The organism is Kocuria rosea subsp. polaris (assembly GCF_001483755.1).
Lineage (GTDB): Bacteria > Actinomycetota > Actinomycetes > Actinomycetales > Micrococcaceae > Kocuria > Kocuria cellulosilytica.
In genome coordinates this window covers 273,623-299,143 of the sequence record NZ_LQBK01000004.1, presented here as the reverse complement: position 1 = coordinate 299,143, position 25,521 = coordinate 273,623, and the positions used below count along the sequence as shown (strand labels likewise).

Annotated in this window: 20 protein-coding genes; 12 read left to right on the top strand and 8 right to left on the bottom strand. The window is 73.1% G+C overall.

What is annotated here, in order from left to right; translation table 11 throughout:
* The first annotated feature begins 9 nt into the window (after positions 1-9).
* The 5 genes from AVL61_RS03800 to purU are packed head-to-tail and all read left to right on the top strand — an operon-like array spanning position 10 to position 6,174.
* Positions 10-297: a sarcosine oxidase subunit delta gene (locus tag AVL61_RS03800; RefSeq protein ID WP_058873009.1), complete on the top strand. Its 288-nt coding sequence runs from the start codon at positions 10-12 to the stop codon at positions 295-297.
* Positions 294-3,209, top strand: coding sequence for a sarcosine oxidase subunit alpha family protein (locus tag AVL61_RS03795; protein ID WP_058873008.1), 2,916 nt, complete (start codon positions 294-296; stop codon positions 3,207-3,209). The genes AVL61_RS03800 and AVL61_RS03795 overlap by 4 nt, the downstream gene beginning before the upstream one ends.
* Entirely contained in the window at positions 3,202-3,879 is a 678-nt protein-coding gene (locus AVL61_RS03790) for a sarcosine oxidase subunit gamma (protein WP_058873007.1), read from the top strand. The genes AVL61_RS03795 and AVL61_RS03790 overlap by 8 nt, the downstream gene beginning before the upstream one ends.
* Positions 3,879-5,279, top strand: coding sequence for an L-serine ammonia-lyase (locus AVL61_RS03785; RefSeq protein ID WP_058873006.1), 1,401 nt, complete (start codon positions 3,879-3,881; stop codon positions 5,277-5,279). Before AVL61_RS03790 ends, AVL61_RS03785 begins: the two co-directional genes overlap by 1 nt.
* A 22-nt stretch (positions 5,280-5,301) precedes the next feature.
* Complete coding sequence (purU, locus tag AVL61_RS03780; RefSeq protein ID WP_058873005.1) at positions 5,302-6,174, top strand: formyltetrahydrofolate deformylase; 873 nt, start codon at positions 5,302-5,304, stop codon at positions 6,172-6,174.
* 105 nt (positions 6,175-6,279) lie between these two features.
* On the opposite strand, the gene AVL61_RS03775 is transcribed toward purU, so the two are convergent.
* From AVL61_RS03775 to AVL61_RS03760, 4 genes are all read right to left on the bottom strand, one after another.
* Complete coding sequence (locus AVL61_RS03775; protein WP_058873004.1) at positions 6,280-6,960, bottom strand: MBL fold metallo-hydrolase; 681 nt, start codon at positions 6,958-6,960, stop codon at positions 6,280-6,282.
* On the bottom strand, positions 6,957-8,120 hold the full coding sequence (locus tag AVL61_RS03770) for an S-(hydroxymethyl)mycothiol dehydrogenase (RefSeq protein WP_058873003.1): 1,164 nt from the start codon (positions 8,118-8,120) through the stop codon (positions 6,957-6,959). The genes AVL61_RS03775 and AVL61_RS03770 overlap by 4 nt, the downstream gene beginning before the upstream one ends.
* 133 nt (positions 8,121-8,253) lie before the next feature.
* Positions 8,254-10,722 carry a GcvT family protein gene (locus AVL61_RS03765; protein ID WP_058873002.1) on the bottom strand — a complete coding sequence of 823 codons (2,469 nt, stop codon included), beginning with the start codon at positions 10,720-10,722 and terminating at the stop codon, positions 8,254-8,256.
* A gap of 47 nt (positions 10,723-10,769) precedes the next feature.
* Positions 10,770-11,132, bottom strand: a complete 363-nt coding sequence (locus AVL61_RS03760; RefSeq protein WP_058873001.1) for a bifunctional 3-phenylpropionate/cinnamic acid dioxygenase ferredoxin subunit — start codon at positions 11,130-11,132, stop codon at positions 10,770-10,772.
* Positions 11,133-11,487: 355 nt separating this feature from the next.
* On the opposite strand from AVL61_RS03760, the gene AVL61_RS03755 reads away from it, so the two are divergent.
* From AVL61_RS03755 to AVL61_RS03740, 4 genes are all read left to right on the top strand, one after another.
* A complete protein-coding gene (locus tag AVL61_RS03755) occupies positions 11,488-12,678 on the top strand; it encodes an NAD(P)/FAD-dependent oxidoreductase (RefSeq protein WP_058873000.1) in 1,191 nt (396 codons plus the stop codon).
* Between the two features lie 77 nt (positions 12,679-12,755).
* Positions 12,756-13,919, top strand: a complete 1,164-nt coding sequence (locus AVL61_RS03750) for an aromatic ring-hydroxylating oxygenase subunit alpha (RefSeq protein WP_058872999.1) — start codon at positions 12,756-12,758, stop codon at positions 13,917-13,919.
* Positions 13,916-15,859, top strand: coding sequence for a BCCT family transporter (locus AVL61_RS03745; protein WP_058872998.1), 1,944 nt, complete (start codon positions 13,916-13,918; stop codon positions 15,857-15,859). The genes AVL61_RS03750 and AVL61_RS03745 overlap by 4 nt, the downstream gene beginning before the upstream one ends.
* Positions 15,860-15,946: 87 nt before the next feature.
* Entirely contained in the window at positions 15,947-16,804 is an 858-nt protein-coding gene (locus AVL61_RS03740) for an IclR family transcriptional regulator (RefSeq protein WP_231738269.1), read from the top strand.
* A 131-nt stretch (positions 16,805-16,935) separates the two neighbouring features.
* Here AVL61_RS03740 and AVL61_RS03735 read toward each other — a convergent pair whose 3' ends face one another.
* The gene (locus AVL61_RS03735) at positions 16,936-17,850 is read right to left on the bottom strand and encodes a hypothetical protein (protein ID WP_058872997.1); all 915 of its coding nucleotides are present in this window, start codon (positions 17,848-17,850) and stop codon (positions 16,936-16,938) included.
* Positions 17,851-18,070: 220 nt separating this feature from the next.
* Between AVL61_RS03735 and AVL61_RS03730 the strand changes: the two genes are divergently transcribed.
* Positions 18,071-18,745 (top strand): SDR family NAD(P)-dependent oxidoreductase, encoded by a 675-nt coding sequence (locus AVL61_RS03730; RefSeq protein WP_058872996.1) that lies wholly within the window; start codon positions 18,071-18,073, stop codon positions 18,743-18,745.
* A gap of 49 nt (positions 18,746-18,794) precedes the next feature.
* Here AVL61_RS03730 and AVL61_RS03725 read toward each other — a convergent pair whose 3' ends face one another.
* The 3 genes from AVL61_RS03725 to AVL61_RS03715 all read right to left on the bottom strand — a co-directional run bounded on the left by AVL61_RS03725 (position 18,795) and on the right by AVL61_RS03715 (position 23,437).
* Positions 18,795-19,910, bottom strand: coding sequence for an NAD(P)-dependent alcohol dehydrogenase (locus AVL61_RS03725; protein ID WP_058872995.1), 1,116 nt, complete (start codon positions 19,908-19,910; stop codon positions 18,795-18,797).
* Between the two features lie 118 nt (positions 19,911-20,028).
* Positions 20,029-21,663 (bottom strand): ATP-binding cassette domain-containing protein, encoded by a 1,635-nt coding sequence (locus AVL61_RS03720; protein ID WP_058872994.1) that lies wholly within the window; start codon positions 21,661-21,663, stop codon positions 20,029-20,031.
* A gap of 445 nt (positions 21,664-22,108) precedes the next feature.
* Positions 22,109-23,437, bottom strand: a complete 1,329-nt coding sequence (locus AVL61_RS03715; RefSeq protein ID WP_058873228.1) for an MFS transporter — start codon at positions 23,435-23,437, stop codon at positions 22,109-22,111.
* A 210-nt stretch (positions 23,438-23,647) separates the two neighbouring features.
* On the opposite strand from AVL61_RS03715, the gene AVL61_RS03710 reads away from it, so the two are divergent.
* Together AVL61_RS03710 and AVL61_RS03705 are read left to right on the top strand one after the other, a co-directional pair.
* A complete protein-coding gene (locus AVL61_RS03710; RefSeq protein WP_197412631.1) occupies positions 23,648-24,697 on the top strand; it encodes an ABC transporter ATP-binding protein in 1,050 nt (349 codons plus the stop codon).
* Positions 24,694-25,515 carry an ABC transporter permease gene (locus AVL61_RS03705; RefSeq protein ID WP_082696934.1) on the top strand — a complete coding sequence of 274 codons (822 nt, stop codon included), beginning with the start codon at positions 24,694-24,696 and terminating at the stop codon, positions 25,513-25,515. The genes AVL61_RS03710 and AVL61_RS03705 overlap by 4 nt, the downstream gene beginning before the upstream one ends.
* Positions 25,516-25,521 lie beyond the last annotated feature (6 nt).

Here is a 25,521-nt window from a genome sequence, read left to right as displayed (position 1 = left end):
CGGAACACCATGCTGCTGATCGAGTGCCCCCACTGCGGGCCGCGCGACGAGACCGAGTACCAGTACGGCGGGGAGGCCCACGTGGCCTATCCCGAGGACCCCTCCCAGCTCTCCGACAAGGAGTGGGCGGAGTACCTCTTCTACCGCAACAACCCCAAGGGCCTGATCGCGGAGCGGTGGGCCCACGCCGTCGGCTGCCGCCGCTGGTTCAACGTCGTCCGCGACACCGTGACCTATGAGATCAAGGCCGTCTACAGGATCGGCGAGCCCAAGCCCGAGATCGGAGGCGTCAAGTGAGCACTCAGTCCCACCGCCTGCCGGCGCAGCAGAGCGCGACCGGCAGCATCGACCGCACCTCGACGGTGCGCTTCACCGTGGACGGACAGGAGTTCACCGGGTACGCCGGTGACACCCTGGCCTCGGCCCTGCTGGCCGCGGGACGCATCCGCTGCGGCGACTCGATGTACCTGGGCCGTCCGCGCGGGATCATGTCCGCCGGCGTGGAGGAGCCCAACGCGCTGGTCAAGGTCGCCGCGCGCACCGAGGCCGACGTGGCCGAGTCCATGCTCCCGGCCACCACGGTGGAGCTGACCGACGGGCTGGAGGCGTCCTACCTGCGCGGGCTCGGGCAGCTCGACCCGGCCGAGGACGAGGCGATCTACGACCACAAGCACGTGCACACCGACGTCCTCGTCGTCGGCGCCGGGCCCGCGGGCCTCGCCGCGGCCCGGGAGGCCGCGAAGTCGGGGGCCCGGGTCATCCTCGTGGACGAGCAGCCGGAGGCCGGAGGGTCCCTGCTGTCCGGCCGCGACGAGACCGTCGACGGCATGCCCGCCCGTGACTGGGTGGCCGAGACCCTCGCCGCCCTCCGGGAGGCCCCCGAGACCACGGTCCTGCACCGCACCACGGCCTTCGGCAACTACGACAGCAACTACGTCGTCGCCGTCCAGCGGCGCACCGACCACCTGGGCACCGCCCCCGGCGCCGGGGTGTCGCGGGAGCGGATCTGGCACGTGCGGGCGGACCAGGTGGTGCTCGCCACCGGCGCGCACGAGCGGCCGATCGTGTTCACCGACAACGACCGCCCCGGCGTCATGCTCGCCGGCGCGGTGCGCACCTACCTCAACCGCTACGCCGTGGCCGCCGGCACGCGGGTCGTGGCGGCCACCACCAACGACTCCGTCTACGCCGTGGTGGCCGACCTGGTCGCCGCCGGCGTGGACGTCGCGGGCGTGGTCGACTCGCGCCCCGAGCTCACCGCTGCCGCCGAGCGCACCGCCGCCCGCACGGGAGTGCAGGTGTGGACCGGCAGCGCCGTGGTGGAGACCGCCGGCGACGGCGCGGACGGGCGCGTCAGCGCCGTCACGCTCAGCGGGATCGACGAGGACGGCCGGCTGACCGGTCCCACCACGACCGTGGACGCCGACCTGCTGGCGGTCTCCGGCGGGTGGACCCCGGTGGTGCACCTGCACAGCCAGCGGCAGGGCAAGCTGACCTGGAACGACGACCTCGCCGCCTTCGTCCCCGCCCTGCCGGTGCGCGACCAGCAGACCGCGGGGTCCGTCAACGGCGTGCTGGACCTGACCGGATGCCTCGGCCAGGGCGCCCGCGCCGGCGCCGAGGCCGCCTGCCGCGCCGGGTTCGACACCTCGGCCCAGGAGCCGGCCGCCGCCGCGGAGGCCTTCGCCCCGGTCCGGCCGCTGTGGCTGGTGCCCGGGCCCGACGGGGAGCCGTCGGACTGGAGCCGCCACTTCGTGGACTTCCAGCGCGACCAGACGGTCGCCGAGGTGCTGCGCTCGACCGGCGCCGGCATGCGGTCGGTGGAGCACGTCAAGCGCTACACCTCCATCTCCACCGCCAACGACCAGGGCAAGACCTCCGGGGTCAACGCCATCGGAGTCATCGCGGCCGCGCTGAACAGCACCGACGTCGGCGGCATCGGCACCACCACCTACCGCGCCCCCTACACCCCCGTGGCCTTCAAGGCCCTGGCGGGGCGGCGGCAGGGTGAGCTCTTCGACCCGGCGCGGCTGACCTCGGTCCACCCCTGGCACGTGGCGCACGGGGCCCTGTTCGAGGACGTCGGGCAGTGGAAGCGGCCCTGGTACTACCCCCAGGCCGGGGAGGACATGGACGCGGCCGTGCTGCGCGAGTGCGCGGCCGTCCGCGAATCGGTGGGGTTCATGGACGCCACCACGCTGGGCAAGATCGAGATCCGGGGCCAGGACGCCGGGGAGTTCCTCAACCGCGTCTACACCAACGCCTTCAAGAAGCTCAAGCCCGGCATGGGCCGCTACGGGGTCATGTGCACCCCCGACGGCATGGTCTTCGACGACGGCGTGACCCTGCGCCTGGACGAGGACCGGTACTTCATGACCACCACCACCGGCGGTGCGGCCAAGGTCCTGGAATGGCTCGAGGAGTGGTCCCAGACCGAGTGGCCGGAGCTGGACGTCACCTTCACGTCCGTGACGGAGCAGTACACCACCGTCGCCGTCGTCGGCCCGAAGTCCCGTGCCGTCATCGCCGCGCTCGCCCCGGACCTGGACGTGTCCAACGAGGCGTTCCCGTTCATGGCCTTCCGCGAGACGGTCCTGGCCTCCGGGGTCCCCGCGCGGATCTGCCGGATCTCGTTCTCCGGGGAGCTGGCCTTCGAGATCAACGTCTCCTCCTGGTACGGGCTCTCCGTCTGGGAGGCCGTCGCGGAGGCCGGCGCCGAGTTCGGGATCACCCCCTACGGCACCGAGACCATGCACGTGCTGCGCGCGGAGAAGGCCTACCCCATCGTGGGGCAGGACACCGACGGCACGGTCACCCCCCAGGACCTGGGGATGGAGTGGGTGGTGTCCAAGACCAAGGACTTCATCGGCAAGCGCTCCTACGACCGCCCGTCCGCCACCAGCCCCGACCGCAAGCAGCTGGTCGCGGTCCTGCCGGTGGACCGGACGTTCCGGCTGCCGGAGGGCGCCCAGCTGGTCGACCACGGCACCCCCATCACCCCGCAGGAGGGCCCCGTGCCGATGGTCGGGCACGTCACCTCCAGCTACCGCAGCGCCGCCCTGGACCGGACCTTCGGTCTCGCCCTGGTCGAGAACGGCCGCAACCGCATCGGTGAGACGCTCCAGGCCCCGCTCGACGGGCAACTCGTGGACGTCGTCATCGCAGAACCCGTGCTCTACGACCCCGAAGGGAACCGCCGAGATGGCTGAGCAGCTCCTGACCGACACCACCGCCCTGCGCCGCAGCCCGCTGGCCCACCTCGCGCAGCCGATGCACGAGCAGACCGTGACGGGTGAGCGCGGCGTGGCCCTGCGCGAGATCCCCTTCCTGACCATGGTCGGGATCCGGGTGGCGCCGGGCACCCCCGCCGCCGAGGCGGTCGCGGCCGCGGCGGGGATGCCCCTGCCGGCCGGCCACGGCCAGGTCAGCGGCGCCGCCGAGGCCACCGCGATCCTGTGGATCGGCCCCGACGAGTTCCTGCTCGTCGGCCCCGAGGGCGTGGGGCCCGCGGAGATCGGCCCCGCGGGAAGCGACCTCCGCGAGGCGGGCGCCGACGACGCCGGCACCGCCGCCGGGCTGGCCCGGGCCCTCGGGACCGAGCCCGGACAGGCCGTGGACCTGTCCGCCAACCGCACCACGCTCGAGCTGTCCGGGCCCTCGGCCCGCGCCGTGCTCGAGAAGAGCTGCCACCTGGACCTGCACCCGCGGTCCTTCGCGGTCGGCACCGCCGTGGCCACGACCCTGGGCCCGGTGCAGGTGCTGCTGTGGCGGACCGCGGAGCTGACCTGGCGGATCATGCCGCGGTCCTCCTTCGCCGAGTACACCGCCCGGTGGCTGCTCGACGCGATGACGGAGTTCTCGGCTCCCGAGGTGCCCTGATGGCGCTCAGCGTCCTCGACCTGTTCTCCGTGGGCATCGGGCCCTCCTCCTCCCACACGGTGGGCCCGATGCGCGCGGCGGCGCTGTTCGCCGACGGCCTCAGGAGGGACGGCCTCCTGGAGTCCGTGGCCCGGGTGCGCGCCGAGCTGTTCGGCTCCCTGGGCGCGACCGGCCACGGTCACGGCTCCGACAAGGCCGTGATCCTGGGGCTGCAGGGCGCGGACCCGGAGACCGTGGACACCGACACGGCCGACGAGCAGGTGCGGGTCAGCACGGAGCGGGGGCAGCTGTGCCTGGCGGGGACCCACCCGGTCCCCTTCGACCGGCCGAAGGACGTGGTCATGCACCGCCGCAGGTCCCTGCCGGCGCACCCGAACGGCATGACGTTCTTCGCCCACGGGGCGGCCGGCGAGCTGCTGCGGGAGCGGACCTTCTACTCGGTGGGCGGCGGTTTCGTGGTCGACGGTGAGGCCACGGGCGCGGATCGTGTCGTGGCCGACGACACCACGGTGCCGTACCCGTTCACCACCGGAGGCCAGCTCCTCGAGCACTGCCGGCGGGAGGGCATGTCGATCGCCGGGATCATGCTCGCCAACGAGTCCTCCTGGCGCTCCGAGGAGGACACCCGGGCGGCGCTGCTGCACATCTGGGACGTGATGCAGCAGTGCGTGGAGAACGGGTGCACCCGCACCGAGGCCAGGCTGCCCGGCGGGCTGAAGGTCCGCCGCCGGGCACCGGACCTGCGGGCCCGGCTCCGGGAGGCCGAGGCCACCGCGACGGCCACGGGGCGGCCGGTCCCCGACCCGCTGCACGCCATGGAGTGGATCAACCTCTACGCCCTGGCGGTCAACGAGGAGAACGCCTCCGGCGGACGGATCGTCACCGCCCCGACCAACGGCGCCGCCGGCATCATCCCGGCCGTCCTGCACTTCTACACCCGGTTCGTCTCCGGCGCGGACGAGAACGGCGTGGTGGAGTTCCTGCTGACGGCGGCCGCCGTCGGTATCCTGATCAAGGAGAACGCCTCCATCTCGGGCGCGGAGATGGGCTGCCAGGGCGAGGTCGGCTCCGCCTGCTCCATGGCCGCCGCGGGACTGTGCGCGGTGCTGGGCGGGTCCCCCGACCAGGTGGAGAACGCGGCCGAGATCGGCATGGAGCACAACCTCGGCCTGACCTGCGACCCGGTGGGCGGGCTGGTGCAGATCCCCTGCATCGAGCGCAACGCCATCGCGAGCACGAAGGCCGTCAACGCCGCCCGCCTGGCCCTGCACGGCGACGGCGAGCACAGGGTCTCCCTCGACCAGGTCATCAAGACCATGCGGGAGACCGGCAACGACATGAAGATCAAGTACAAGGAGACCTCCCGTGGTGGACTGGCCGTCAACGTCATCGAATGCTGACCAGCGACTCCGGCCGGAGCCGGTGCGCACCGTTCCCGCCACGACGGAACTGGTGCTGACCCTCGACTGCCCCGAGAAGCCGGGGATCGTGCACGCCGTCAGCGGCGTGCTGCTGGAGCACGGCGCCAACATCGTGGAACTGACCCAGTTCGACGACCGCCGGCTCGGGCACTTCTTCATGCGCGTGCACGTGGCCCCGGCCACGGGCGATGGCCTGGACCCGGAGGCCCTCCGGACGGCCCTCGCCCCGGTGGCCGAGCGCTTCGGCATGCGCTGGGAGCTCAACGAGCACGGGGCCAAGCGGCGCGTGCTCGTGATGGTCTCGAAGTTCGGCCACTGCCTCAACGACCTGCTCTTCCGGGCCCGGACGGGGGACCTGCCGGTGGACATCGTCGCGGTGGTCTCCAACCACCGGGACCACCAGCGACTGGTCGAGTGGCACGGCATCCCGTTCTTCCACGTGCCCGTCACCCCGGACACCAAGCCGGCCGCCGAGGCGCGCCTGCTGGAGCTCGTGGACCGCTTCGAGGTGGACCTCGTGGTCCTGGCCCGCTACATGCAGGTGCTCAGCGACTCGCTGGCCACCCGGATGGAGGGCCGGGTGATCAACATCCACCACTCGTTCCTGCCCAGCTTCAAGGGCGCCAAGCCGTACCACCAGGCCTACGAGCGCGGCGTGAAGACCGTGGGCGCCACGGCGCACTACGTCAACGCCGAGCTCGACGAGGGCCCGATCATCGCCCAGCAGCTCGTGGACGTGGACCACACCCACGGCCCGGAGGACCTCGTCGCCGCCGGCCGCGACACCGAGTGCAAGGCCCTGTCCAACGCCGTGAAGTGGCACTGCGAGGGCCGCGTCATCCTGCACGGCAACCGGACGGTCGTCCTGCGCTGAGCCGCCCCCGGGACCGATGACGACCGATCCCCCGCGGAGGCTCTCGCCTCCGCGGGGGATCGGTCGTTCCGCTCCGGGCGCTCACCCGGACCGGCCTCCTCCTGTTCAGTGACCGCGGTCGATCCACTCCTGCAGGTGGGGCGCCTCCGCGCCGATCGTGGTGGGGTCCCCGTGGCCGGTGAGCACCTCCGTGGACTCCGGCAGGACGAGCAGCCGCTCCCGGATGGAGTCCACGATCGTGGGGAAGTCCGAGTACGAGCGGCCGGTGGCGCCGGGACCGCCCTGGAAGAGGGTGTCCCCGGAGAACAGCACCCCGCCCTCCCCCAGGCCCGGTGCCCAGAAGCACACCGAGCCGGGCGAGTGGCCGGGGGTGTGCAGTGCGGTCAGGCGCACCCCGCCCACCGTCCAGACGTCTCCGTCGCGGATGATGCGGTCGAAACGACGGGCCGGATGGACCTGTTCCCAGAGCATCGTGTCGTCCGGGTGCAGGTGCACCGGGGCCCGCAGCTGCTCGGCGACCTCGGCGACGGCGCGGATGTGGTCGTCGTGGCCGTGGGTGAGCAGGATGGCCGCCACGGCCCGGCCGCCCACGGCGTCCACGACCTTCTGCGGGTCGTGGGCCGGGTCGATGACCAGGCACTGCTCGTCGTCGCCCACGATCCAGACGTTGTTCTCGACCTCCCAGGTGCCGCCGTCCAAGGAGAACGTCCCGGCGGTCACCAGATGCTCGACCCGGACCCGGCCCGAGGCGTCGGTGCGCTGCTGGGCGGCCTGCCGCGCGGTCATCGGACCGCTCCGGCCGGTGCGGCCGCACCGGTCTCCGCGCCGCGCTCCTCCGCGCCGGTCCCGGCACGGTCCAGTTCCACGACGGAGCGCAGGACGGTGCCGGCCTTCATCTTCGCGAAGGCCTCCTCGACGTCGCCCAGGCCGATCCGCTCGGTGACGAACCCGTCCAGGTCCAGCCGGCCCAGCCGGTACTGGTCCACCAGCATCGGGAAGTCCCTCGACGGCAGGGTGTCGCCGTACCAGGCGGACTTGATCGAACCGCCGCGGCCGAACACCTCGTCCAGCGGGATCTCCCACGTGGTCCCCGGGGCCGGCACGCCCACCAGGACCATCCGCCCCGCCAGGTCACGGGCCTCGAAGGCCTGCTTGAAGGTCGGCGCGATGCCCACCGCGTCGATCACCAGATCGGCGCCGAACCCGCCCGTGAGCTCCCGGATCGCCTCCACCGGGTCGGAGTTCCGGGAGTTGACGGTGTGGGTGGCACCGAACTTCTGCGCGGTGGCCAGCTTCTCGTCGTCGAGGTCCACGGCGACGATCGTGGTCGCCCCGGCCAGGGCGGCCCCGGCGATCGCGGCCGCCCCGACGCCCCCGCAGCCGATCACGGCCACGGACTCCCCGCGCTGGACGGCACCCGTGTTGAGCACGGCACCGATTCCGGCCATCACCCCGCATCCGAGCAGCCCGACGGCCGCGTACTGGTGCGGCTCGAGGTCGGCCTCGATCTTGGTGCACTGACCCGCCGCGACCAGGGTCTTCTCCGCGAACGAGCCGATGCCCAGGGCCGGGGACAGCGGGGTGCCGTCCTCCAGGGTCATCTTCTGGGTGGCGTTGTGGGTGGCGAAGCAGTACCAGGGCTCGCCCTTGCGGCAGGCCCGGCACTCCCCGCACACCGCGCGCCAGTTCAGGATCACGTGGTCGCCCACGGCGACCTCCGTCACGCCCTCACCGACCGCCGAGACGACGCCCGAGGACTCGTGGCCGAGCAGGAACGGGTAGTCGTCGCCGACCCCGCCCTCGACGTAGTGGTGGTCGGTCTGGCACACCCCGCAGGTGAGCACGTCCACCAGCGCCTCCCCGGGACCCGGGTCGGGCACCAGGATGGTCTCCACGCTGACGGGCTGGTTCTTGCCCTTCGACACCACGCCTTTGACCTTGTGCATGCTGGAACTGCCTTTCGTCGTCGTCGGCACCGGGAACGGTGCTCGATCACAGAAGTCGTACTGGGGAGTCCCGAGGTCGGGACCAGGGGCCGCGGCCGGAGCGGTGCACGCGCCGGCCGCGGCGGCAGGGGCCTCAGCCGCGGATGCGCTCCATGCCGGGGTCCACGAGCGGCTCGGCGCTGACCGTGGCGGGGACGCGCTCGCCGAGGTACTCGATCTCCACGCCGTCCCCCTCGGAGAGCTCCGGCGGGAGCCAGGCGTAGGCGACCGGCCGGCCCACGGTGTGGCCGAAGACCGCGCTGGTGACGTAGCCGGCGGCGGTGCCGTCCACGTACACGGGCTCCTTGCCCAGGACCACGGAGCGGCCGTCGTCGACGGTCAGGCAGCGCAGCCGGCGGCGGACCTGGCCGTCGGAGGCCGCGGCCTCCGAGCCCACGAAGTCGCCCTTGTCCTTCTTGACGGCGAAGTCCAGGCCGGCCTCCAGGGCGGTGTGCTCGGTGGTCATGTCGGTGCCCCAGGACCGGTAGCCCTTCTCCACGCGCAGGCTGTTGAAGGCGGCGCGCCCCGCGGGGACGATGCCGAACTCCTGGCCCGCCTCGTGCAGCAGGTCCCACAGCCGCAGCCCCTGGTCGGCGGTGGTGTACAGCTCCCAGCCGAGCTCCCCCACGTAGGAGAGGCGCATCGCGGTGACCCGGAGGCCGCCCACCCGGATCTGCTTGGTGCGGAAGTACTTCAGGCCCTCGTTGGACAGGTCGTCCCGGGAGACCTTGGCCATGACCTCCCGGGCCTTCGGCCCCCACAGGCCGATGCAGCAGGTCTCGGCCGTGGTGTCCCGGACCACGACCCAGGCGGCGGGGTCCTCGGCGCTCTGCCCGCTCGCCTCGGCGGACAGGTACGCCACGTCCACGCTGCTGTTGATGCCGGCCTGGAACAGGTTCTCATCGAGCCGGGCCACGGTGATGTCGCTGCGGATCCCGGCCTTCTCGTCCAGCAGCAGGCAGTACGTCACGGCGCCCGGCTTGCGCAGGATGTTGCCGGTGGTGAGCCGCTGCAGCAGGGCGGCGGCGCCCGGCCCCTCGACCGTCACGCGCTTGAGCGGGGTCATGTCGTACATCGCCACGGCGGTGCGGGTCTTCCACGCCTCGACCGCCGCGATCGGCGAGTGGTACCGGGCCGCCCACGGCTCGCGCTCCGGCTCCCGCCACTCCTCCGGCAGCTGCTCCAGGAGCGCGCCGTTGGACTCGTACCAGTGCGGGCGCTCCCAGCCGTGGCTCTCCAGGAAGAACGCGCCGAGCTCCAGCTCCCGGGGATAGAAGGGGCTGACCCGCAGGTTGCGCGGCGACTCCCGTGGCTGGAGCGGGTGCAGGACGTCGTAGATCTCCACGAAGTTCTGCCGGCCAGTCTCCTCGACGTACTCCGGGGAGAGCTGCACGTCGTCGAACCGGGTGGCCTCGCAGCCGTGCAGGTCCGTCTCCGGGACGCCGTCCACCAGCAGCTCGGCCATGGCCTTGGCCACGCCCGAGGAGTGGGTGACCCACACCGCCTCCGCCACGAAGAAACCGGCGAGGTCCGGGGACTCGCCGATGAGCGGCCCCCCGTCCGGAGTGAAGGAGAAGATGCCGTTGAAGCCCTCGGCCACCTCGCTGCCGCGCAGGCTGGGGAGGAAGCGCCGGCTCTCGGCCCACTGCTCCGTGAAGTCCTCGGGCGTGAAGTCCAGGCGGGAGGGCATCCGGTCGTGGGCGATGTCGCGGGGCGCGTAGTGCGGCAGGTCGGAGAGATCCACCGGCATCGGTCGGTGCGCGTAGGAGCCGATGCCGATCCGGTCCCCCCACTCCCGGTAGTAGAGGTCCGCGTCCTGGTGCCGGAGGATCGGCAGGGTCGCGCCGTTCGGGGCGTCGTGCTTGCCGACCAGCTCCGGGACCGCGGAGGTGAAGACGTACTGGTGGGCCAGCGGCAGGATGGGGCACGGCATGCCGGCCATCTCGCCGATCGCGGGGCCCCAGAAGCCGGCGCAGGAGACGACGATGTCGGCCGGCACGGTCCCGTCGGACGTGGTCACGCCGGTCACGCGGCCGTTCGACCGCTCGATGCCGGTGACGGTCGTCTCCGCGCAGTACGTCACGCCGGCGCGGGAGGTGCGCTCGACGAGCACCTGCACCGCCTTGGCCGCGAGGGCCAGCCCGTCCGTGGGGACGTGGTAGCCGCCCAGGACCATCTCGGGGTTGACCAGGGGGTGCTGCTCGAGCACCTCCTCGGGAGTGAGCAGCCGGCCCTCGAGCCCCCACGACGTCGCGTAGCCCACCTTGCGCTTGAGCTCCTCCAGCCGCTCCGGCGTGGTGGCCACCTCGAGGCCGCCCACCTGGTTGAAGCAGCCCAGGGAGACGAGCTTCTCCACCGTGTACTGCGCGAAGCGGGTGAGTGCCCGGGACGGGTTCGTCTGGTAGACCAGGCCGGGCGCGTGCGACGTCGAGCCGCCGGGCAGGGGCAGGGGGCCCTGCTCGATGACGGTGACGTCGGTCCAGCCGCGCTGGACGAGCTCGTCGGCGAGGTTCGTGCCGACGATGCCGGCGCCGATGATGACGACGCGAGGGGTGGTGCTCATGGATGGTTCTCCTGACCTGCGGGTGTCGTGCGGGGGTCGACCGGGGTTCAGTTCGACTGGGACTCGTGGCCGTGGGCGGTGAGCCCGGGAGGCAGGTTCGGTGCCTCACTCGACTCCTCGACCATGATGTCGCCGTCCACAACGGCCACCTTGTGGGTTCGGACCGGCAGCTTGGCCGGGGGTGCGTCCACCGCGCCGGTGCGGAGGTTGAACTTGGACGCGTGCAAGGGGCACTCGACCTCGCAGTCCTCCACCCAGCCGTCGGCGAGCGAGGCGTCCTGGTGGGTGCAGGTGTCGTCGAGGGCGAACAGCTCGCCCTCCTCCGTGTGGAACACGGCGATGGGCGGGACGGTGTCGAGGCGCAGGGCGTCACCGGGTGCGAGGTCCTTGAGGGGGCAGGCCTTGTGCATCGGATCGGATCCTTTCCTGAGGAGGACGGGCCTGCCGTGCCGAGCGCATCCGCTCCGGCCGAACTGGCTCACCATGAGCAACAGGCGTTGCAATGTGCAACAAGCGTGGGGACACGTTCCCGACGCTGTCAAGAGATGTGCGCCGTCCGGACCACTGCGCCGAGTCGCAAAGGGACGCAGTGTGAATTTCTCGGGCCGAACCGACGGGACCCCTTGACGGAGCCGGTGACGAGGTTCACGCTGATCCTCACATCGTGAACCGTGTTGCACGACACGCACAGAAGGGCGGAGACCGAGAACTCCGTCGTCGTTGCTCCGGCTCACTGGAGACCACAGATCGGAAAGGGGTCCCCCCATGGAGTCCCTCGTCATTGTCGGAGCGTCACTGGCAGGCCTGTCGGCCGCCCGGGCCGCCCGGAGCCTCGGGTTCGCCGGACGGCTGGTGATCATCGGGGATGATCCTCAGCGCCCCTACGACCGCCCGCCGCTGTCCAAGGACTTCCTCGCCGGCCGGCTCGGGATCGAGGACCTCGCCCTGGAGACCGACGACGAGGCCCTGGAGGCCGAGTGGGTCCTCGGGACTCGGGCGGCGTCCTTCGATGCGACCACCCGCCTGGTGCACCTGGAGGACGGGCGCTCGGTGCGCGCCGACGGCCTGGTGATCGCGACCGGTGCCTCGCCCCGGTCGCTGCCGCAGATCGCCGGCGCCGCGAACGTGGTGAGCCTGCGCACCCTCGCCGACGCGCAGAAGCTGCGCGGACTGCTGGCTCACGGACGGCGGCTCGTGGTCGTGGGCGCCGGCTTCATCGGTGCGGAGGTCGCCTCCACCGCTCACGCCCTCGGCCTGGAGGTCACGGTGCTCGAGAAGTCCCCCACCCCGCTGTGCGGGCCCCTGGGCACCGAGCTGGGCGGAGCAGTCGCCGGACTGCACGAACGCGCCGGGGTGGAACTGGTCTGCGGAGTCGACATCGAGGACTTCGAGCTCACCGGCGGGTCGGTCAGCGCGGTGCGCCTGGCCGGCGGACGGGTGCTGCCCGCCGACGTGGTGGTCGTGGGCATCGGCGCGGTGCCGAACACCGCCTGGCTGGAGGGCTCCGGGATCGAGCTGGGCAACGGCGTGCTCTGCGACGCCGTCGGGGCCACCAGCATCCCCGGGGTCGTCGCCGTCGGGGACTGCGCCGCGTGGTGGGATCCGCGCACCGGCCGCCACCACCGGGTGGAGCACTGGACCGGGGCCGCCGAGCGCCCGGCGGTGGCCGTGGGCGCCCTGCTGGGCGTCGACCGGGCCGGGCTGCCCGCGGTCAAGCCACCGTACTTCTGGTCCGACCAGTACGGCACCCGGCTGCAGTTCGCCGGCGACGCCTCGCGCGCCGACCGCGTGGCCTACGAGCACGGCGGCCCGGACCAGGACTCCCTGCTGGCCGTCTACTACTCCGGGAACGAGCCGGTCGCCGTGCTCGCCTGGAACCAGACCAGGCTCTTCTGCCGCTGGCGCAAGACCCTCGAGAAGCTTGCCCTCGGCGCGGCCCAGCCCGTCGCGGCCTGACCTCCCGCGCCCGACCGTCCTTCCTCCTCCCCATTCCACCCCGCGCCCTGCGCGCTGTCCGACCCCAGGAGTTCGTGTTGCCCACCAACATTGTCTCGGAGTCCCTGATCTCCACCCTGCCCGGCTCCACCTACGTGGACCAGGCCGTCTTCCGCGCCGAGCAGGAACGCATCTTCGAGCAGATGTGGTTCTGTGCCGTGCGCGCCGCCGACCTCGACAAGCCCGGCGCCTACCGCACCGTCCAGATCGGCCGGGAGTCCATCATCATCACCCGCAACCGCAAGCACGGCATCCGCGCCTTCTACAACATCTGCCGCCACCGCGGCGTGAAACTGTGCATGGAGGACACCGGCGAAGCCGCACGCTCCTTCCAGTGCCCCTACCACGCCTGGACCTACGACTTCGACGGCAAGCTCATCGCCGCCCCCAACCTCACCAAGATGCCCGACATCGACCGCCAGGAATACGGCCTGGTCACCGTCCCGGTCCGTGAGTACCTCGGCTACGTCTGGGTCTGCCTGGCCGAGAACCCTCCGTCCTTCGAGGAGGACGTCATGGGCGACATCCAGGAACGCCTCGGCGACACCCAGGCCATCGAGGGCTACGACATCGCCAACCTCGCCCTGGGCCGGCGGATCACCTACGACGTGCGCGCCAACTGGAAGCTCATCATCGAGAACTTCATGGAGTGCTACCACTGCGCCACCATCCACCCCGAGCTCACCGAGGTCCTGCCCGAGTTCGCCGACGGACTCGCCGCCCAGTACTTCGTCGGCCACGGCGCCGAGTTCGGCAACGACGTCGCCGGCTTCACCGTCGACGGCTCCGCAGGCCTCGACAAGCTCCCCGGCGTCGACGACGACCACGACCGCCGCTACTACGCGATCACCGTCAAGCCCACCGTGTTCGTCAACCTCGTCCCCGACCACGTCATCATCCACCGCATGTTCCCCATGGCCCCCGACCACACCGTCGTCGAGTGCGACTGGCTCTACCTGCCCACCGTGGTCGACTCCGGCAAGGACGTCTCCGCCTCCGTAGAACTCTTCCACCGCGTCAACCAGCAGGACTTCGACGCCTGCGAACGCTGCCAGCCCGCCATGAACTCCAAGATCTACGCCACCGGCGGCGTCCTCGTCCCCTCCGAGCACCACATCGGCGCCTTCCACGACTGGATCACCGACAAGGTCGGCGACGTCGTCCCCGTCCCCCGCCCGACGAGGCCGGAGAAGGTCCGATGAGCGACGACTGTCGCACGGACCCGGGGCAGGCCGAGGAGCCGGCGGCACCGTCCGCAACACCGCCCGTGGACGACACGACCCTGCTGCACGAGACCGAGGCCGAGGAGGCCGCGATCCTCGACGAGCTGAAGGACGGGGTCGCCGAGCGGCGCAAGTCCTTCCGCACCGGCCTGGAAGGCCTCGACCGGACCATCTTCGTGGTCACCGGCGCTCTCGTCGTCGCGTTCGTGCTCTGGGGGTTCCTCGGCACGGAGAGCCTGTCCAACGCCTCGACGGTGGCGCTGGCCTGGGTGCTGGAGAGCACCGGGTGGCTCTTCGTGCTGCTGGCCTCCCTGTTCGTCGTCTTCGTCCTCTGGCTGGCCGTCGGCCGGTTCGGCAACATCCCGCTGGGCCAGGACGGCGAGCGCCCGGAGTTCCGGACGGTGTCGTGGATCTCGATGATGTTCGCCTGCGGCATGGGCATCGGCCTGATGTTCTACGGCGTGGCCGAGCCGCTCTACCACTACATCTCCCCGCCGCCGGCCACGGCCGACGCGCAGACGGCCGAGGCCATCGAGGCGGCGATGGCGACGTCCCTGTTCCACTGGACGCTGCACCCGTGGGCGATGTACGCGGTGGTCGGCATCGCCATCGCCTACGGCACCTTCCGCCTGGGCCGCAAGAACCTGCTCTCCGAGGCGTTCGTCTCGATCTTCGGACGCAGGGCCGTGGACGGCGTCGGCGGGAAGATCATCAACATGCTCGCCATCTTCGCAACCGTGTTCGGCACCGCCGCGTCGCTCGGCCTGGGCGCCCTGCAGATCGGCAGCGGCCTGCAGTTCAACGGCGTCGTCGCCGAGGTGACCACCCCGATGCTGGTGGCCGTCATCGCGGTGCTGACGTTCTGCTTCGTGGCCTCGGCCGTCTCCGGCATCGCCCGCGGCATCCAGTTCCTCTCGAACACCAACATGGTGCTGGCCCTGATCATGGCGGTCATCATCTTCGTGGTGGGCCCCAGCGTCTTCATCCTCAACCTCATTCCCTCCGCGGTCGGCTCCTACGCGCAGATGCTGCCGGAGATGTCCGCCCGCACGGAGGCCGTGGGCGACGAGGGGATGCGCGAGTGGCTCTCCGGGTGGACCATCTTCTACTGGGCCTGGTGGGTGTCCTGGACTCCCTTCGTGGGCATGTTCGTGGCCCGGATCAGCCGGGGCCGGACCATCCGCCAGTTCGTGGTGGGCGTGCTCGTGGTGCCCTCGCTGGTGTCCCTGCTGTGGTTCGCCGTCTTCGGCGGCACGGCCATCGACATCCAGCGCCGGGCCGACGCCACACCGGACCCGGGCGACGGCATCGCCACGGTGGTGGACGGGTCCCCGACCATCTCCTTCGACAGCGCGATCTACGACATGTTCACCGGCCTGGACCTGCCGCAGGCGGTCACCGTCGGCCTCGCCGTGCTGGCCATGGTGCTCACCGGGATCTTCTTCGTCACGGGCGCCGACTCGGCGTCCATCGTGACCGGCTCGCTCAGCTCCCGCGGCAGCCTGGAGCCCTCCCGCCCCGTCATCGTCTTCTGGGGTGTGCTCATGGGCGGCGTCGCCGCGGTGATGCTCCTGGCCGGCGGCGACGACCCCGCCGCCGCCCTGGGCGGCCTGCAGCGGATGACGATCGTCTCCGCCCTGCCGTTCATCCTGGTGATGCTCCTGCTGTGCTTCGCGCTGGCCCGGGACCTGCGCCAGGACCCGATGTGGCTGCGCAAGCGCCTGTCCGAGTCCGTGATGAACCGCGCGGTGCGCCACGCCGTCGACGAGTACGGGCACCAGAAGTTCACCCTGGTCACCCGGGAGAGCACGGATCCGCACACAGCAGAGTTCCGGGCCGTGGACGCCACGGCCGCCGGCCAGCCGATCTATGCCCAGCAGAACGGCCGTTCCCGGCGGAAGGGGGCGGACCTCTCATGACGGGGCGTGCTGCCGGCCCGGCAGCACGCCCCCGGCGCCGGCCTCGCCGGGGCCGGCGCCCACGAGCCGAGCGGACGGAGCACGACCATGACGGATGACTACCATGGGGTCATGTCCCCACAAGCCCCCAGACCTCTGCTGACCTCCGACGCCGGGACGGAGCAGAACGGTTCCGACGGGGTGACTCCGGGCGGCGTCCAGTCCGTCGACCGGGCGATCACGGTGCTCGAGGTCCTCGCCCGGACCGGTGGTTCGACGGTGACCGAGGTGGCCGCGGAGCTGGGAGTGCACAAGTCCACTGCTTCGCGCCTGCTCAGCGCCCTGGAGCTGCGCGGCCTGGTGCACCATCCGAGCGACGGGAGCCCGTACCAGCTCGGTTTCGGGATCCTGCGGCTGGCGCACGCGATCCCCGGCCGGCTGAGCGTGGTGGCCGAGGCACGCGACGAGATCCGCGAGCTGGCTCGGACCCACTCCGAGACGGTCAATCTGGCGGTCCTCCGGGAGGGCCAGGCCGTCAACGTGGACCAGGAGATGGGGCCCTCCGCGCTCAGCATGCACGACTGGATCGGCAGCCTGACCCCTCTGCACGCCACCGCCAGCGGGAAGGTGCTCCTCGCCGGGCTCCCTTCCGAGGACAGGGCCCGCGTTCTCCGTTCCCAAGGACTGCGGGCCCTGACCGGCCGCACGATCACCTCGCGCAAGCAGCTGGAACGGCAGCTGATCGACGTGGCCGCCCGGGGCTACGCCATCGCGTGCGAGGAGTTCGAGATCGGGTTGAACTCCCTGGCCGTGCCCGTGCGCGACCATCTCGGCACGGTCGTCGCCTCGATCAGCGTGTCGGGCCCGGCGTTCCGGTTCACGGACCAGCACATGGCCGAGCTCGTCGACGACCTGAAGGAAGCCGGCCTGCGGGTCAGCCGGCGGATGGGGTACACCCCCGCCTGACCCGCCCCCGCTCTTCTCGCATTGTCCGCGAACGCACCGGATGTGCCCGAGATCAGAGCACACAGGCCGCTGTCCCGGGTCGGACCGGTGACTTCGAGGGGAGGCGGGGACGACGCCGGGAGCGAGGCGGCTCAGGCGCGGAACGAGGCGATCATGGCCTGGATCTGCTGGTGCTCCTCGGACGCGACGTACTCCTCGGCCGCCGCGACGGTCGGGAAGTCGTGCGCGGAACTGAAGATGACCGTCCGGTAGGTGATGCCGTTGGACGCCACCACCCCCGTCTCGACCAGCCCCAGGCCGTACATGACGTGCGGCAGCATCGCGGTGGGCGGCGGCGTGTCCGCGTCGGTCAGCGACGTCATGAGCCGCACGTTGTCCTGCCAGCCGTTGACGTTGCGCAGCCGGGGCGAGGAGGTGAGGTCCATGGCCACGGAGCGCACCACGAACTCGCCGCTGCTGGACAGCGCCGCCTCGCCCGGGACGTCGCCCAGGTGGACCACTGCCGGCTGGGTGCAGTCGGGCCCGCACTCCGCGCCCCACGCCTGGAGGACCGTCAGGTAGCCGAGGGGTGCGCCGTCGGGGCCGACGACCGTGACCGTGCCGCCGACGCCCGAGAACTCCCCGTCCACCCGCCACGTGGCGGGCAGCTCGAAGGCGAAGGCCGCGTCGGCGGCCGTGCCCGAGTACGTCACGCGCTCCGCGGGAGCCGGTGAGCCCGTGGGGCCCGGGGTCGGTGTGGCGGTCGGGCTCTCCGTCGGCCCAGCCGTCGGCGTCCCGGTGGGGCCGGCGGTCGGGCTGGCGGTGGGGCCGGTCGTCGGGCTCCCGGTCGGATCGGCGGTCGGGCTCGCCGAGGCCGGCGACGGGGACTCCGTGGCCGGTCCCGAGCCGGTCGGGGACTCGGCCGCCGTGGCTGCCGGGGAACCGGTGGCGCCGGTGCCCTCCCCCGAGGGCTCCCCGCCGGTCGGGGCGGCACAGGAGGCCAGGAAGAGCAGGGCCGCGGCCGCGGCGCCCAGCGCCCGGGCCGAACCTGACGTGGTCGGTGACATGTGGATGGACCCCCGATCGCGGAGCACCAGCGCGCGGGCGTCCGCCCGGCCCGGCCCCGAGGACTGCAATCTACGCCGGTCGGTTCGCATCCGACAACGGTGGGCGACGGGCCGCGGGCGATCGTTGTGGAACTGCACAGCACTGGGCGCTGTCGGAGCGTCTGGGTACGCTCGGAGCACGGCCCCGCCCCGGGGCCGCACCGGGGGCAGGAGTGGGATCATGGACCTGAACGGCGCGAGGATCCTCGTGGTGGGGGCGACCGGCGTCCTCGGACAGCGGCTGTGCGAACGGCTGTGCGAGCGCACCACCGACATCGTGGTGACCGGCCGCTCCGCCGCGGACGCCGAGGAGCTGCGGCGCCGGCTCGGCCTGCGCGCGGCCCACGCCCTGGACCTCGTGGACCACGACGAGGCCGCGGCGGTGGTCCGCCGGGCGGCCGAGGAGCTCGGCGGTCTCGACGCCGTGGTGATCGCCACCGGCGTCGCCGCGTTCGGTCCGGCCGTCGACGAGGACGAGGCCGTCGTGGAGGAGCTGTTCGAGGTCAATGCCCTCGGGCCCATGGCCGTGCTCCGGGCGGCCCTGCCCCACGTCGCGGACGGCGGAGCGGTCGCGGTCCTCACCGGTGTGGTCGCGGAGCTGCCGCTGGCCGGCATGGCCGGCTACGCCGCCAGCAAGGCGGCCATGGCCTCGTGGCTGGGGTCGCTGCGGCGGGAGCTGCGCCGTCGTCGGATCGCGGTGGTGGACGCACGGCTGCCCCACATGGACACCGGGCTTGTGGACCGCGCCCTCACCGGCCTGCCGCCCCGGCTGCCGCCCGGGCACAACGTGGACGACGTCATCGCCGCGGTGGAGCTCGGTCTCGAGCGCGGCGTCCACGAGCTGCGGATCGACTGAACCGTCTGCGCTGCGCCCCCGGACCCGGCACGGGAACGGGACCGCCGGGTCAGCGCGGCATCCGCAGGACCGGCTTGACCACGGCACCGGACCGGCTGTCGGCGAGGGCCTGCTCGATCTCCTCGAACTCGTAGAAGCGCACCAGCTCGTCGAACGGGAACCGGCCCTGCCGGTGCAGGTCGATCAGGGCGGGGATGAACCTGCCGGTGCGGCTGCCGCCGCCCAGCACGCCCAGGATCCGCTTGCCCCACAGCGTGCGCAGGTGGTCCACGCTGAAGCGCGCCTGGGCGGGCGCCCCGCCGATGAGCAGGAGCGTGCCCAGCATGCCCACGCACTCCGCGGCCTGTTCCACGACCGGGACCACCCCGGTGCACTCGAAGGCGTAGTCGGCGGCTCCGCCGGTGATCCGGGCGACCTCCGCGACCACGTCCGTGTCGCGGGAGTTGATGACGTGGGTGGCTCCGTACCGGGTGGCCAGCTCGAGACGGGAGTCGTGCAGGTCCACGGCGATGACCGTGGTGGCGGCGGTGCAGCGCGCCGCCATGATCGCGGCGAGTCCCACGGCCCCGGCACCGAAGACCACCAGGGAGGAGCCCGGCTCCGGGCGGGCCTCGTTGAGCACCGCGCCGGCGCCGGTGCCCAGCCCGCAGGCCAGGGGACCGAGCAGCTCGAGCGGCACGTCGTCGGGTGCCTTCACCAGCGCGTCGGCGAGGACGATCGAGTGGGTCGCGAAGGAGGACTGGCCGAAGAAGTGCCCGGAGAGCTGCGAGCCGTCGGCCCGGGTGTACGCCGAGGTCCCGGCGTCCTCGCCCCGGAAGCGGCGGCCCGAGACCAGCGCCTCCCCGGTCCGGAGGCAGTACCGGGGCTGCCCGTCCAGGCAGTTGCGGCACGCCCCGCACGAGGGCCAGCCGATGACCACCCGGTCACCGGGCGCCACGGCGGTGACGCCCTCGCCGACCTGCTCCACGATCCCCGCGCCCTCGTGGCCCAGGATCCCGGGCAGCGGCAGCGGCATGTCGCCCTCGCGGGTGATGGCGTCGGTGTGGCAGACCCCGGTCGCGACGATGCGGACCAGGACCTCCCCCCGGCCCGGCTCGGCGAGCTCGACGTCCTCCAGCTCGAACGGGGCGTCGATCCCTTCGACGACGGCTGCGCGGATCTTCACGGTGTTCTCCTCGGCATCTCGGCACGCCGGACCCCGGCGCGTGGTGGCGGTCCCCTCCGCCCTCTGCTCCGCAGTCTAGGGCCGGCCCGCGGGCGGCCGTCCACCCGGTTCCGGGCCGTCACAGCCCCAGCCGCGGCCAGCCCTTCGTGTCCCGCAGGAGCTGCCGGTCGTGGGTGGTCAGCACCACCGCCGCGGCCGTGGCCGCGAGCGCCTCGGTGAGCTCGTCCACGAGGGCGATCGAGAGGTGGTTGGTCGGCTCGTCCAGCAGCAGCACGTGCGGGCGGGACGCCAGCACCACGGCGAGCTCGAGGCGTCGCCGCTGCCCGGCGGACAGCTCCGCCGCGGGGCGCTCACGGTCCCGCGCCGCCAGCAGGCCCAGGGCGGCCAGGGGCACCACCTCGTGCTCGGTCAGCCGGCCGGCGAGCACGAGCCGGACGAGCTCCTGCTCGTACACCGCCTGGGCCGAGCGCGCACCGTGCGGGAGCCCCTCCTGCCGCAGGTGGCCGATCCGCACCCCGGGTGCGGTGGTGCGCCGGCCCGTGCCGGGAGCCGACTCACCGGCGAGCACCTGCAGCAGGGTGGACTTGCCCGCCCCGTTGGGGCCCGTGACCACCAGCCGGTCCCCGGACTCCAGTGCCACGTCGACGGGCCGGAGCAGCCGACCGTGCACCGTGACGCCCTCGGCCCGCACCAGCTCGACGCCGGGCAGCACCGGCAGCTCCGGCACCGCGGGCACCAGCGGGGGCTCGGGGACGTCCACACGGTGCCGGTCGAGGTCCTCCTGCCGGCGGTGCACCGACCGGACGAGCCCCGGCGCCCGGGTGGCGCGGGTGTGCTTGCCGGTGCCCTTGTCCGGGCGCCATCCGTCGACCAGGCGGGAGCGCGCACGCTCGAGGTCGCCGGCCAGCCGGGCGTGCTCGGCCTGCTGCTCCCGGTGGTCGTGGACCCAGCGGGAGCGCTCGGCGGTCCGGCCGGCGCGCCAGCCCGCCACCCCGCCGCCGTACCACCGCGGGCGGCCGTCCCGGCTGGGGTCCAGGTCCAGGACGGTGTCGACGACCTGGCCCAGCAGCCGCCGGTCGTGGCTGACCAGGACCACGCCGCCGTGGAAGCCGCGCAGTGCCGCGCCCAGGTGGGTCAGCCCCGCCGCGTCGAGGTGGTTGGTGGGCTCGTCCAGCAGGAGGAGGTCGTGGACGGTCCCGAGCAGGCAGGCCAGGCGCACCCGGTAGCGCTGCCCCACCGAGAGGGTGCCGAGCACCCGGGAGCGGTCGGTCACGGCGTGCAGGGCCTGCAGGGCGAGGTCCACCCGCCGGTCGGCGTCCCAGGCGTCGAGGGCCTGGGCGACCGTGAGCGCCTGCGCGTACTCCTCCGCCGCGCCCGGCTCGTCCGTGGCGAGGGCGCGGGCCGCTGACTCGACCTGCGCCACCGCGGTGTGCTCGGCGGTGAGTTCGAGGTCCAGGAGGTCCCCCACCGTGCCGTCGGGCGGCACGGGCAGCTCCTGGTCGACCACGGCGAGCGTGCCGGTGCGGCGGACGGTGCCGGCGTCCGGGAGGAGGGCGCCGGAGAGCACCTCCAGCAACGAGGTCTTGCCGCGGCCGTTCTCCCCCACCACCCCGAGGCGGGTGGTGGGCGTGATCGTGAGGTCGAGGCCGTCGAGGACGGCGCGGGAACCGCGGACCAGGCGGATCCCGGTGGCGGTCAGCTGGGCGTGCTCGCCCGCGGGCACGGCGGGACGGTGGACGGGAACGGTGGACATGCTTCCTCCGGGGTGCGGAGCGGCGCACGGCGGACGGCCGGGGCTCCTGGCGAGGGGACGGGTGGGCAACGGAAAGATCCGCCGCGGCGGACGTGCTGCGCGGCGGGATCCGGGCCCGTCAGAGGAAGAAGTGGTGGAACATGGTGGCTCCAGGATAGCCCCGGACCGCAGGCCCCGCCGAGCCCGGTCCCGAGCCCCCACGTCTGCGCGGCCCACCTCGCCGAGTCCCCAGGTCTGCGCCGGATCCCCACGTTCAACCATGGGGATCCGACGCCGGCGTGGGGACTCGACGCACCGGGCGCACCAGGGGTGGGGATTCGGCACCTCGGGCGCACCAGGGGTGGGGACTCAGCGCACCGAACGGACCAGGGATGGGGGCTCGGCGCACCCGGCGCACCGAGGGTGGGGACTCGGCACACCGGGCGTGCCGGGGGCCGGGGCCAGGTCAGGGTGCCCGGCGCTCCCGCAGCACGCCGGCCATCAGGGCCGCGACGACCGCGAAGACGGGGACCACCACCAGTGCCGCCCGCAGCCCGACGGCGTCGGAGAGCACGCCGATGGCCGGGGACAGGCCGAGGAAGCTGATCCGCATCAGCCAGCTGACCAGGGCCAGACCGGTCCCGGTCCGCAGGCCGGGGATGTCGTCGGCGGCGTGGAAGGCCGCGGGCACGAGCGTCGCGCAGCCGAAGCCGGCCAGCGCGAAGCCCGCCACGGCCGCCGCCGGCACCGGGGCCAGGACCACGAGCAGCATCCCGGCCGCGCTCAGCGCGGCACCGGCGCGGGCCACCGCGGCGCGCCCCCAGCGGTCGGTCATGGGGTCGCCGAGCATCCGGCCCACGAACTGCGCCGCCATGAGCGCCACGAGCCCGAGTCCCGCGGCGGCCAGAGGAGCGCCGAGCTCGGTGCTCAGGTACACCGCCGACCAGTTCTGCCCGGCGTCCTCGACCATGACCCCGGCCATCGCGATGACGGCCACGGGGAGAAGGCTGACGACGACGATGCGCCCCGCCGAGCGCTGCCCCGTCCCGCCGCGCCCGGGGTCCGGGTCCGGCCGGGAGCCGGCGGCGCCGGGGTCCGTCGTCGTCGTGCCGTCCGAGGGTGTGCCGTCCGCGCGCAGGTCGTCCGGCAGCGGGTCGTCCGGGCCGACCGTGCGAAGCCCCCGGCCCTCCGCCGGGCTCAGCGCGGAGCGCAGCGCCACGAGGGCGACCGCGCTCCACACGATCCCGCTCGCCGGCAGGTGCCATCCGAGGGGCACGCCGAGGGCGAGCGCCGCGGTGCCCATGAGCCCGCCGGCCACGGCGCCCAGGCTCCACAGGGCGTGCAGGGAGTTGATGATCGAGCGGCCGCGGGCGCGCTGGACCTCCATCCCCTGGGCGTTCTGGGCGGTGTCGACGTGGGCGTCCAGCGCCCCACCCAGGAACATCGCCGCGAGGAACACGCCCACGCCCAGCCCCGTGCCGGCGCCCAGGCCCGCCCCGGCCCCGGCGGCCGCGAGGCATCCGGAGAGCAGGACGGTGCCCAGCGCCGCCACCCGGCCGGAGCCGAAGCGGCGGATCGCCCGGGCGGGGAGGGCGCCCACCAGGATCGCTCCGAGCGGGAACGCCACGACCACGAGGCCGTAGAGGGTGTTGGAGAGCCCGAACGCGTCCTTGACCTCCGGCAGGCGCGGCAGCAGGTTGGCGTAGAGGGCGCCGTTGGTGAGGAAGAACGCGGACACCGCGATCCGGGCGCGCCGGACCCGTGCGGGATCGAGGGCGGTGGTGGGGACGCTCACGCCCACGACTCTAAGCCCGGTCCGCCCCGTCCCCGCGCCCGGCCCGCGGCATGCGGAGAGCCCGCGCCCCGTCCGGGGTGCCGGCGGACCGGCCGTGCCCGGCCCCTGCGCGCACCGGCAGGGGCACCCGCGGCACCGGATCCGGCACGTCCCGCAATCCATGTCCTCCCGCGGGCGGCCGCCGGCCCGGATGCGCTCTACCGTGGACCCATGAGCACCCCACCCATCATCAGCGCCCGCGGGCTGAGCAAGAGCTTCCGCGGGCCCGGCGGCCGGACCGTCCAGGCGGTGGTCGACCTGACCATGGACGTGGCACCGGGCACGCTGACCGCGTTCCTCGGTCCCAACGGCGCGGGCAAGTCGACCTCGCTGCGCATGCTCACCACGCTGCTGCGGCCCACGGGCGGCACCGCCACCGTGTGCGGCTTCGACGTCGCCCGGCAGCCGGCCGAGGTGCGCGCCCGGATCGGCTACATCGGGCAGAAGAACGGGGCCGGGCAGTACCAGCGGGTCCGCGACGAACTGCTCAGTCAGGGCGCCCTGTACGGGCTGGGCCGCGCGGAGACGCGGCGCCGCGTGGACGAGCTCGTGGAGGCCCTCGGCCTCGGCGACCTCGTCCGCCGGCCCACGATGAAGCTCTCCGGCGGCCAGCGCCGCCGCGTGGACATCGCCCTCGGCCTGATCCCCGGCCCGCAGCTGCTCTTCCTCGACGAGCCCACCACCGGGCTGGACCCGCAGTCCCGGGCCAACCTGTGGGAGCACATCCTCGGGCTGCGCCGGCGCTACGGGACCACACTGTTCCTCACCACCCACTACCTCGACGAGGCCGACCAGTTCGCCGAGCGGGTCATGGTCGTGGACCGGGGACGGATCATCGCCGACGACACCGCGTCCCGGCTCAAGACGGACCTGGCCGGGGACCGGATCGCCCTCACCCTGGACGCCGGCCCGGCGGCCGCCGTGGCTGCCGTCCGGCGCGCGGCCGCCGCAGCGGGGGCCGGCGGCGCCGAGCCGGAGGCGGCCCCCGCCGGGGAGGGCGCGCGCGTCGTCGTCGCGGTCGACCACGGCGAGCGCGTGCTGCCCGCCCTGCTGCGCGAGCTCGACCGGGACGGCCACACGGTGCGGACCGCCGAGCTCGACCGCCCGACCCTCGACGACGTCTTCCTCCGGCTCACCGGGCGGAGCCTGCGCGAGGAGCAGACGGACGACCCCGAGACCGATCCGGCCGCCGAGGCCCCGAGCGTGGGAGCACCCCGATGACGACCCTTCCGACCACCCGCGAGTCGTCCGGCGGGACCGCCGGCGGCACCGAACGGGCCCGCCCGGCGGGGATCCTGCACGACTCCGTGAGCGTCTTCGTCCGCGAGCTGCGGCCGGTGATCCGGGACCCCTTCAGCCTGGTCTTCTCGCTCATGCAGCCGCTGATGTTCCTCGCCTTCTTCGGCCCGCTCCTGGGCGGGATGACCGGGCTCCCCCTGGACCAGGCGTTCCAGTGGTTCGTGCCGGGCATCGTGGTGATGATCGCGCTGTTCGGCACCGCCATGACCGGCTCGAACCTGCTGTTCGAGATCCAGTCCGGGGCGCACGAGCGGATGCTCGTGGCCCCGGTGTCCCGCTCGGCGCTCATGGTGGGGCGCGCGTGCAAGGAGATGGTGCCGCTGGTGCTGCAGGCCCTGGTGATCTCCGGGGTCGCCGCGTTCTTCGGCTTCCGCCCGTCCCTGCCCGGCATGGCGGTGGGCCTGGCGATCCTCGCGGTCTTCGGGGTGGGGCTGGGGGCGCTGAGCTACGCCCTGGCCATCGTCTCCCGGAACCGGGACTGGATGTTCTGGACCGTGCAGCAGGGGCTGCTGTTCCCCCTCATGCTGCTGTCCGGGATGCTCCTGCCGCTCGAGGCCGGTCCGGGGTGGATGCAGGTGCTCTCGCGGTTCAACCCGCTCACCTACATGGTCGACGCGGAGCGGGCCCTGTTCAACGGCCAGTTCGGCGAGCCGGCCGTGGCCGCCGGCGCCCTCGCGGCGGTCCTGCTGGCCGCCCTGGGCCTGGCCGTGGGGATCCGCGCGATGCGCCACAGCATCTGAGGCCGC

What these genes read in the sequence shown, in the direction of transcription:
- AVL61_RS03760 (WP_058873001.1), bottom strand. Translation starts at nt 11,132, where the DNA reads ATGCACAAGGCCTGCCCCCTCAAGGACCTCGCACCCGGTGACGCCCTG.
- AVL61_RS03775 (WP_058873004.1), bottom strand. Translation starts at nt 6,960, where the DNA reads ATGACCGCGCGGCAGGCCGCCCAGCAGCGCACCGACGCCTCGGGCCGG.
- AVL61_RS03785 (WP_058873006.1), top strand. Translation starts at nt 3,879, where the DNA reads ATGGCGCTCAGCGTCCTCGACCTGTTCTCCGTGGGCATCGGGCCCTCC.
- AVL61_RS03720 (WP_058872994.1), bottom strand. Translation starts at nt 21,663, where the DNA reads ATGTCCACCGTTCCCGTCCACCGTCCCGCCGTGCCCGCGGGCGAGCAC.
- AVL61_RS03740 (WP_231738269.1), top strand. Translation starts at nt 15,947, where the DNA reads ATGACGGATGACTACCATGGGGTCATGTCCCCACAAGCCCCCAGACCT.
- AVL61_RS03770 (WP_058873003.1), bottom strand. Translation starts at nt 8,120, where the DNA reads ATGCACAAGGTCAAAGGCGTGGTGTCGAAGGGCAAGAACCAGCCCGTC.
- AVL61_RS03735 (WP_058872997.1), bottom strand. Translation starts at nt 17,850, where the DNA reads ATGTCACCGACCACGTCAGGTTCGGCCCGGGCGCTGGGCGCCGCGGCC.
- AVL61_RS03765 (WP_058873002.1), bottom strand. Translation starts at nt 10,722, where the DNA reads ATGAGCACCACCCCTCGCGTCGTCATCATCGGCGCCGGCATCGTCGGC.
- AVL61_RS03730 (WP_058872996.1), top strand. Translation starts at nt 18,071, where the DNA reads ATGGACCTGAACGGCGCGAGGATCCTCGTGGTGGGGGCGACCGGCGTC.
- AVL61_RS03710 (WP_197412631.1), top strand. Translation starts at nt 23,648, where the DNA reads ATGAGCACCCCACCCATCATCAGCGCCCGCGGGCTGAGCAAGAGCTTC.
- AVL61_RS03745 (WP_058872998.1), top strand. Translation starts at nt 13,916, where the DNA reads ATGAGCGACGACTGTCGCACGGACCCGGGGCAGGCCGAGGAGCCGGCG.
- AVL61_RS03790 (WP_058873007.1), top strand. Translation starts at nt 3,202, where the DNA reads ATGGCTGAGCAGCTCCTGACCGACACCACCGCCCTGCGCCGCAGCCCG.
- AVL61_RS03800 (WP_058873009.1), top strand. Translation starts at nt 10, where the DNA reads ATGCTGCTGATCGAGTGCCCCCACTGCGGGCCGCGCGACGAGACCGAG.
- AVL61_RS03705 (WP_082696934.1), top strand. Translation starts at nt 24,694, where the DNA reads ATGACGACCCTTCCGACCACCCGCGAGTCGTCCGGCGGGACCGCCGGC.
- AVL61_RS03755 (WP_058873000.1), top strand. Translation starts at nt 11,488, where the DNA reads ATGGAGTCCCTCGTCATTGTCGGAGCGTCACTGGCAGGCCTGTCGGCC.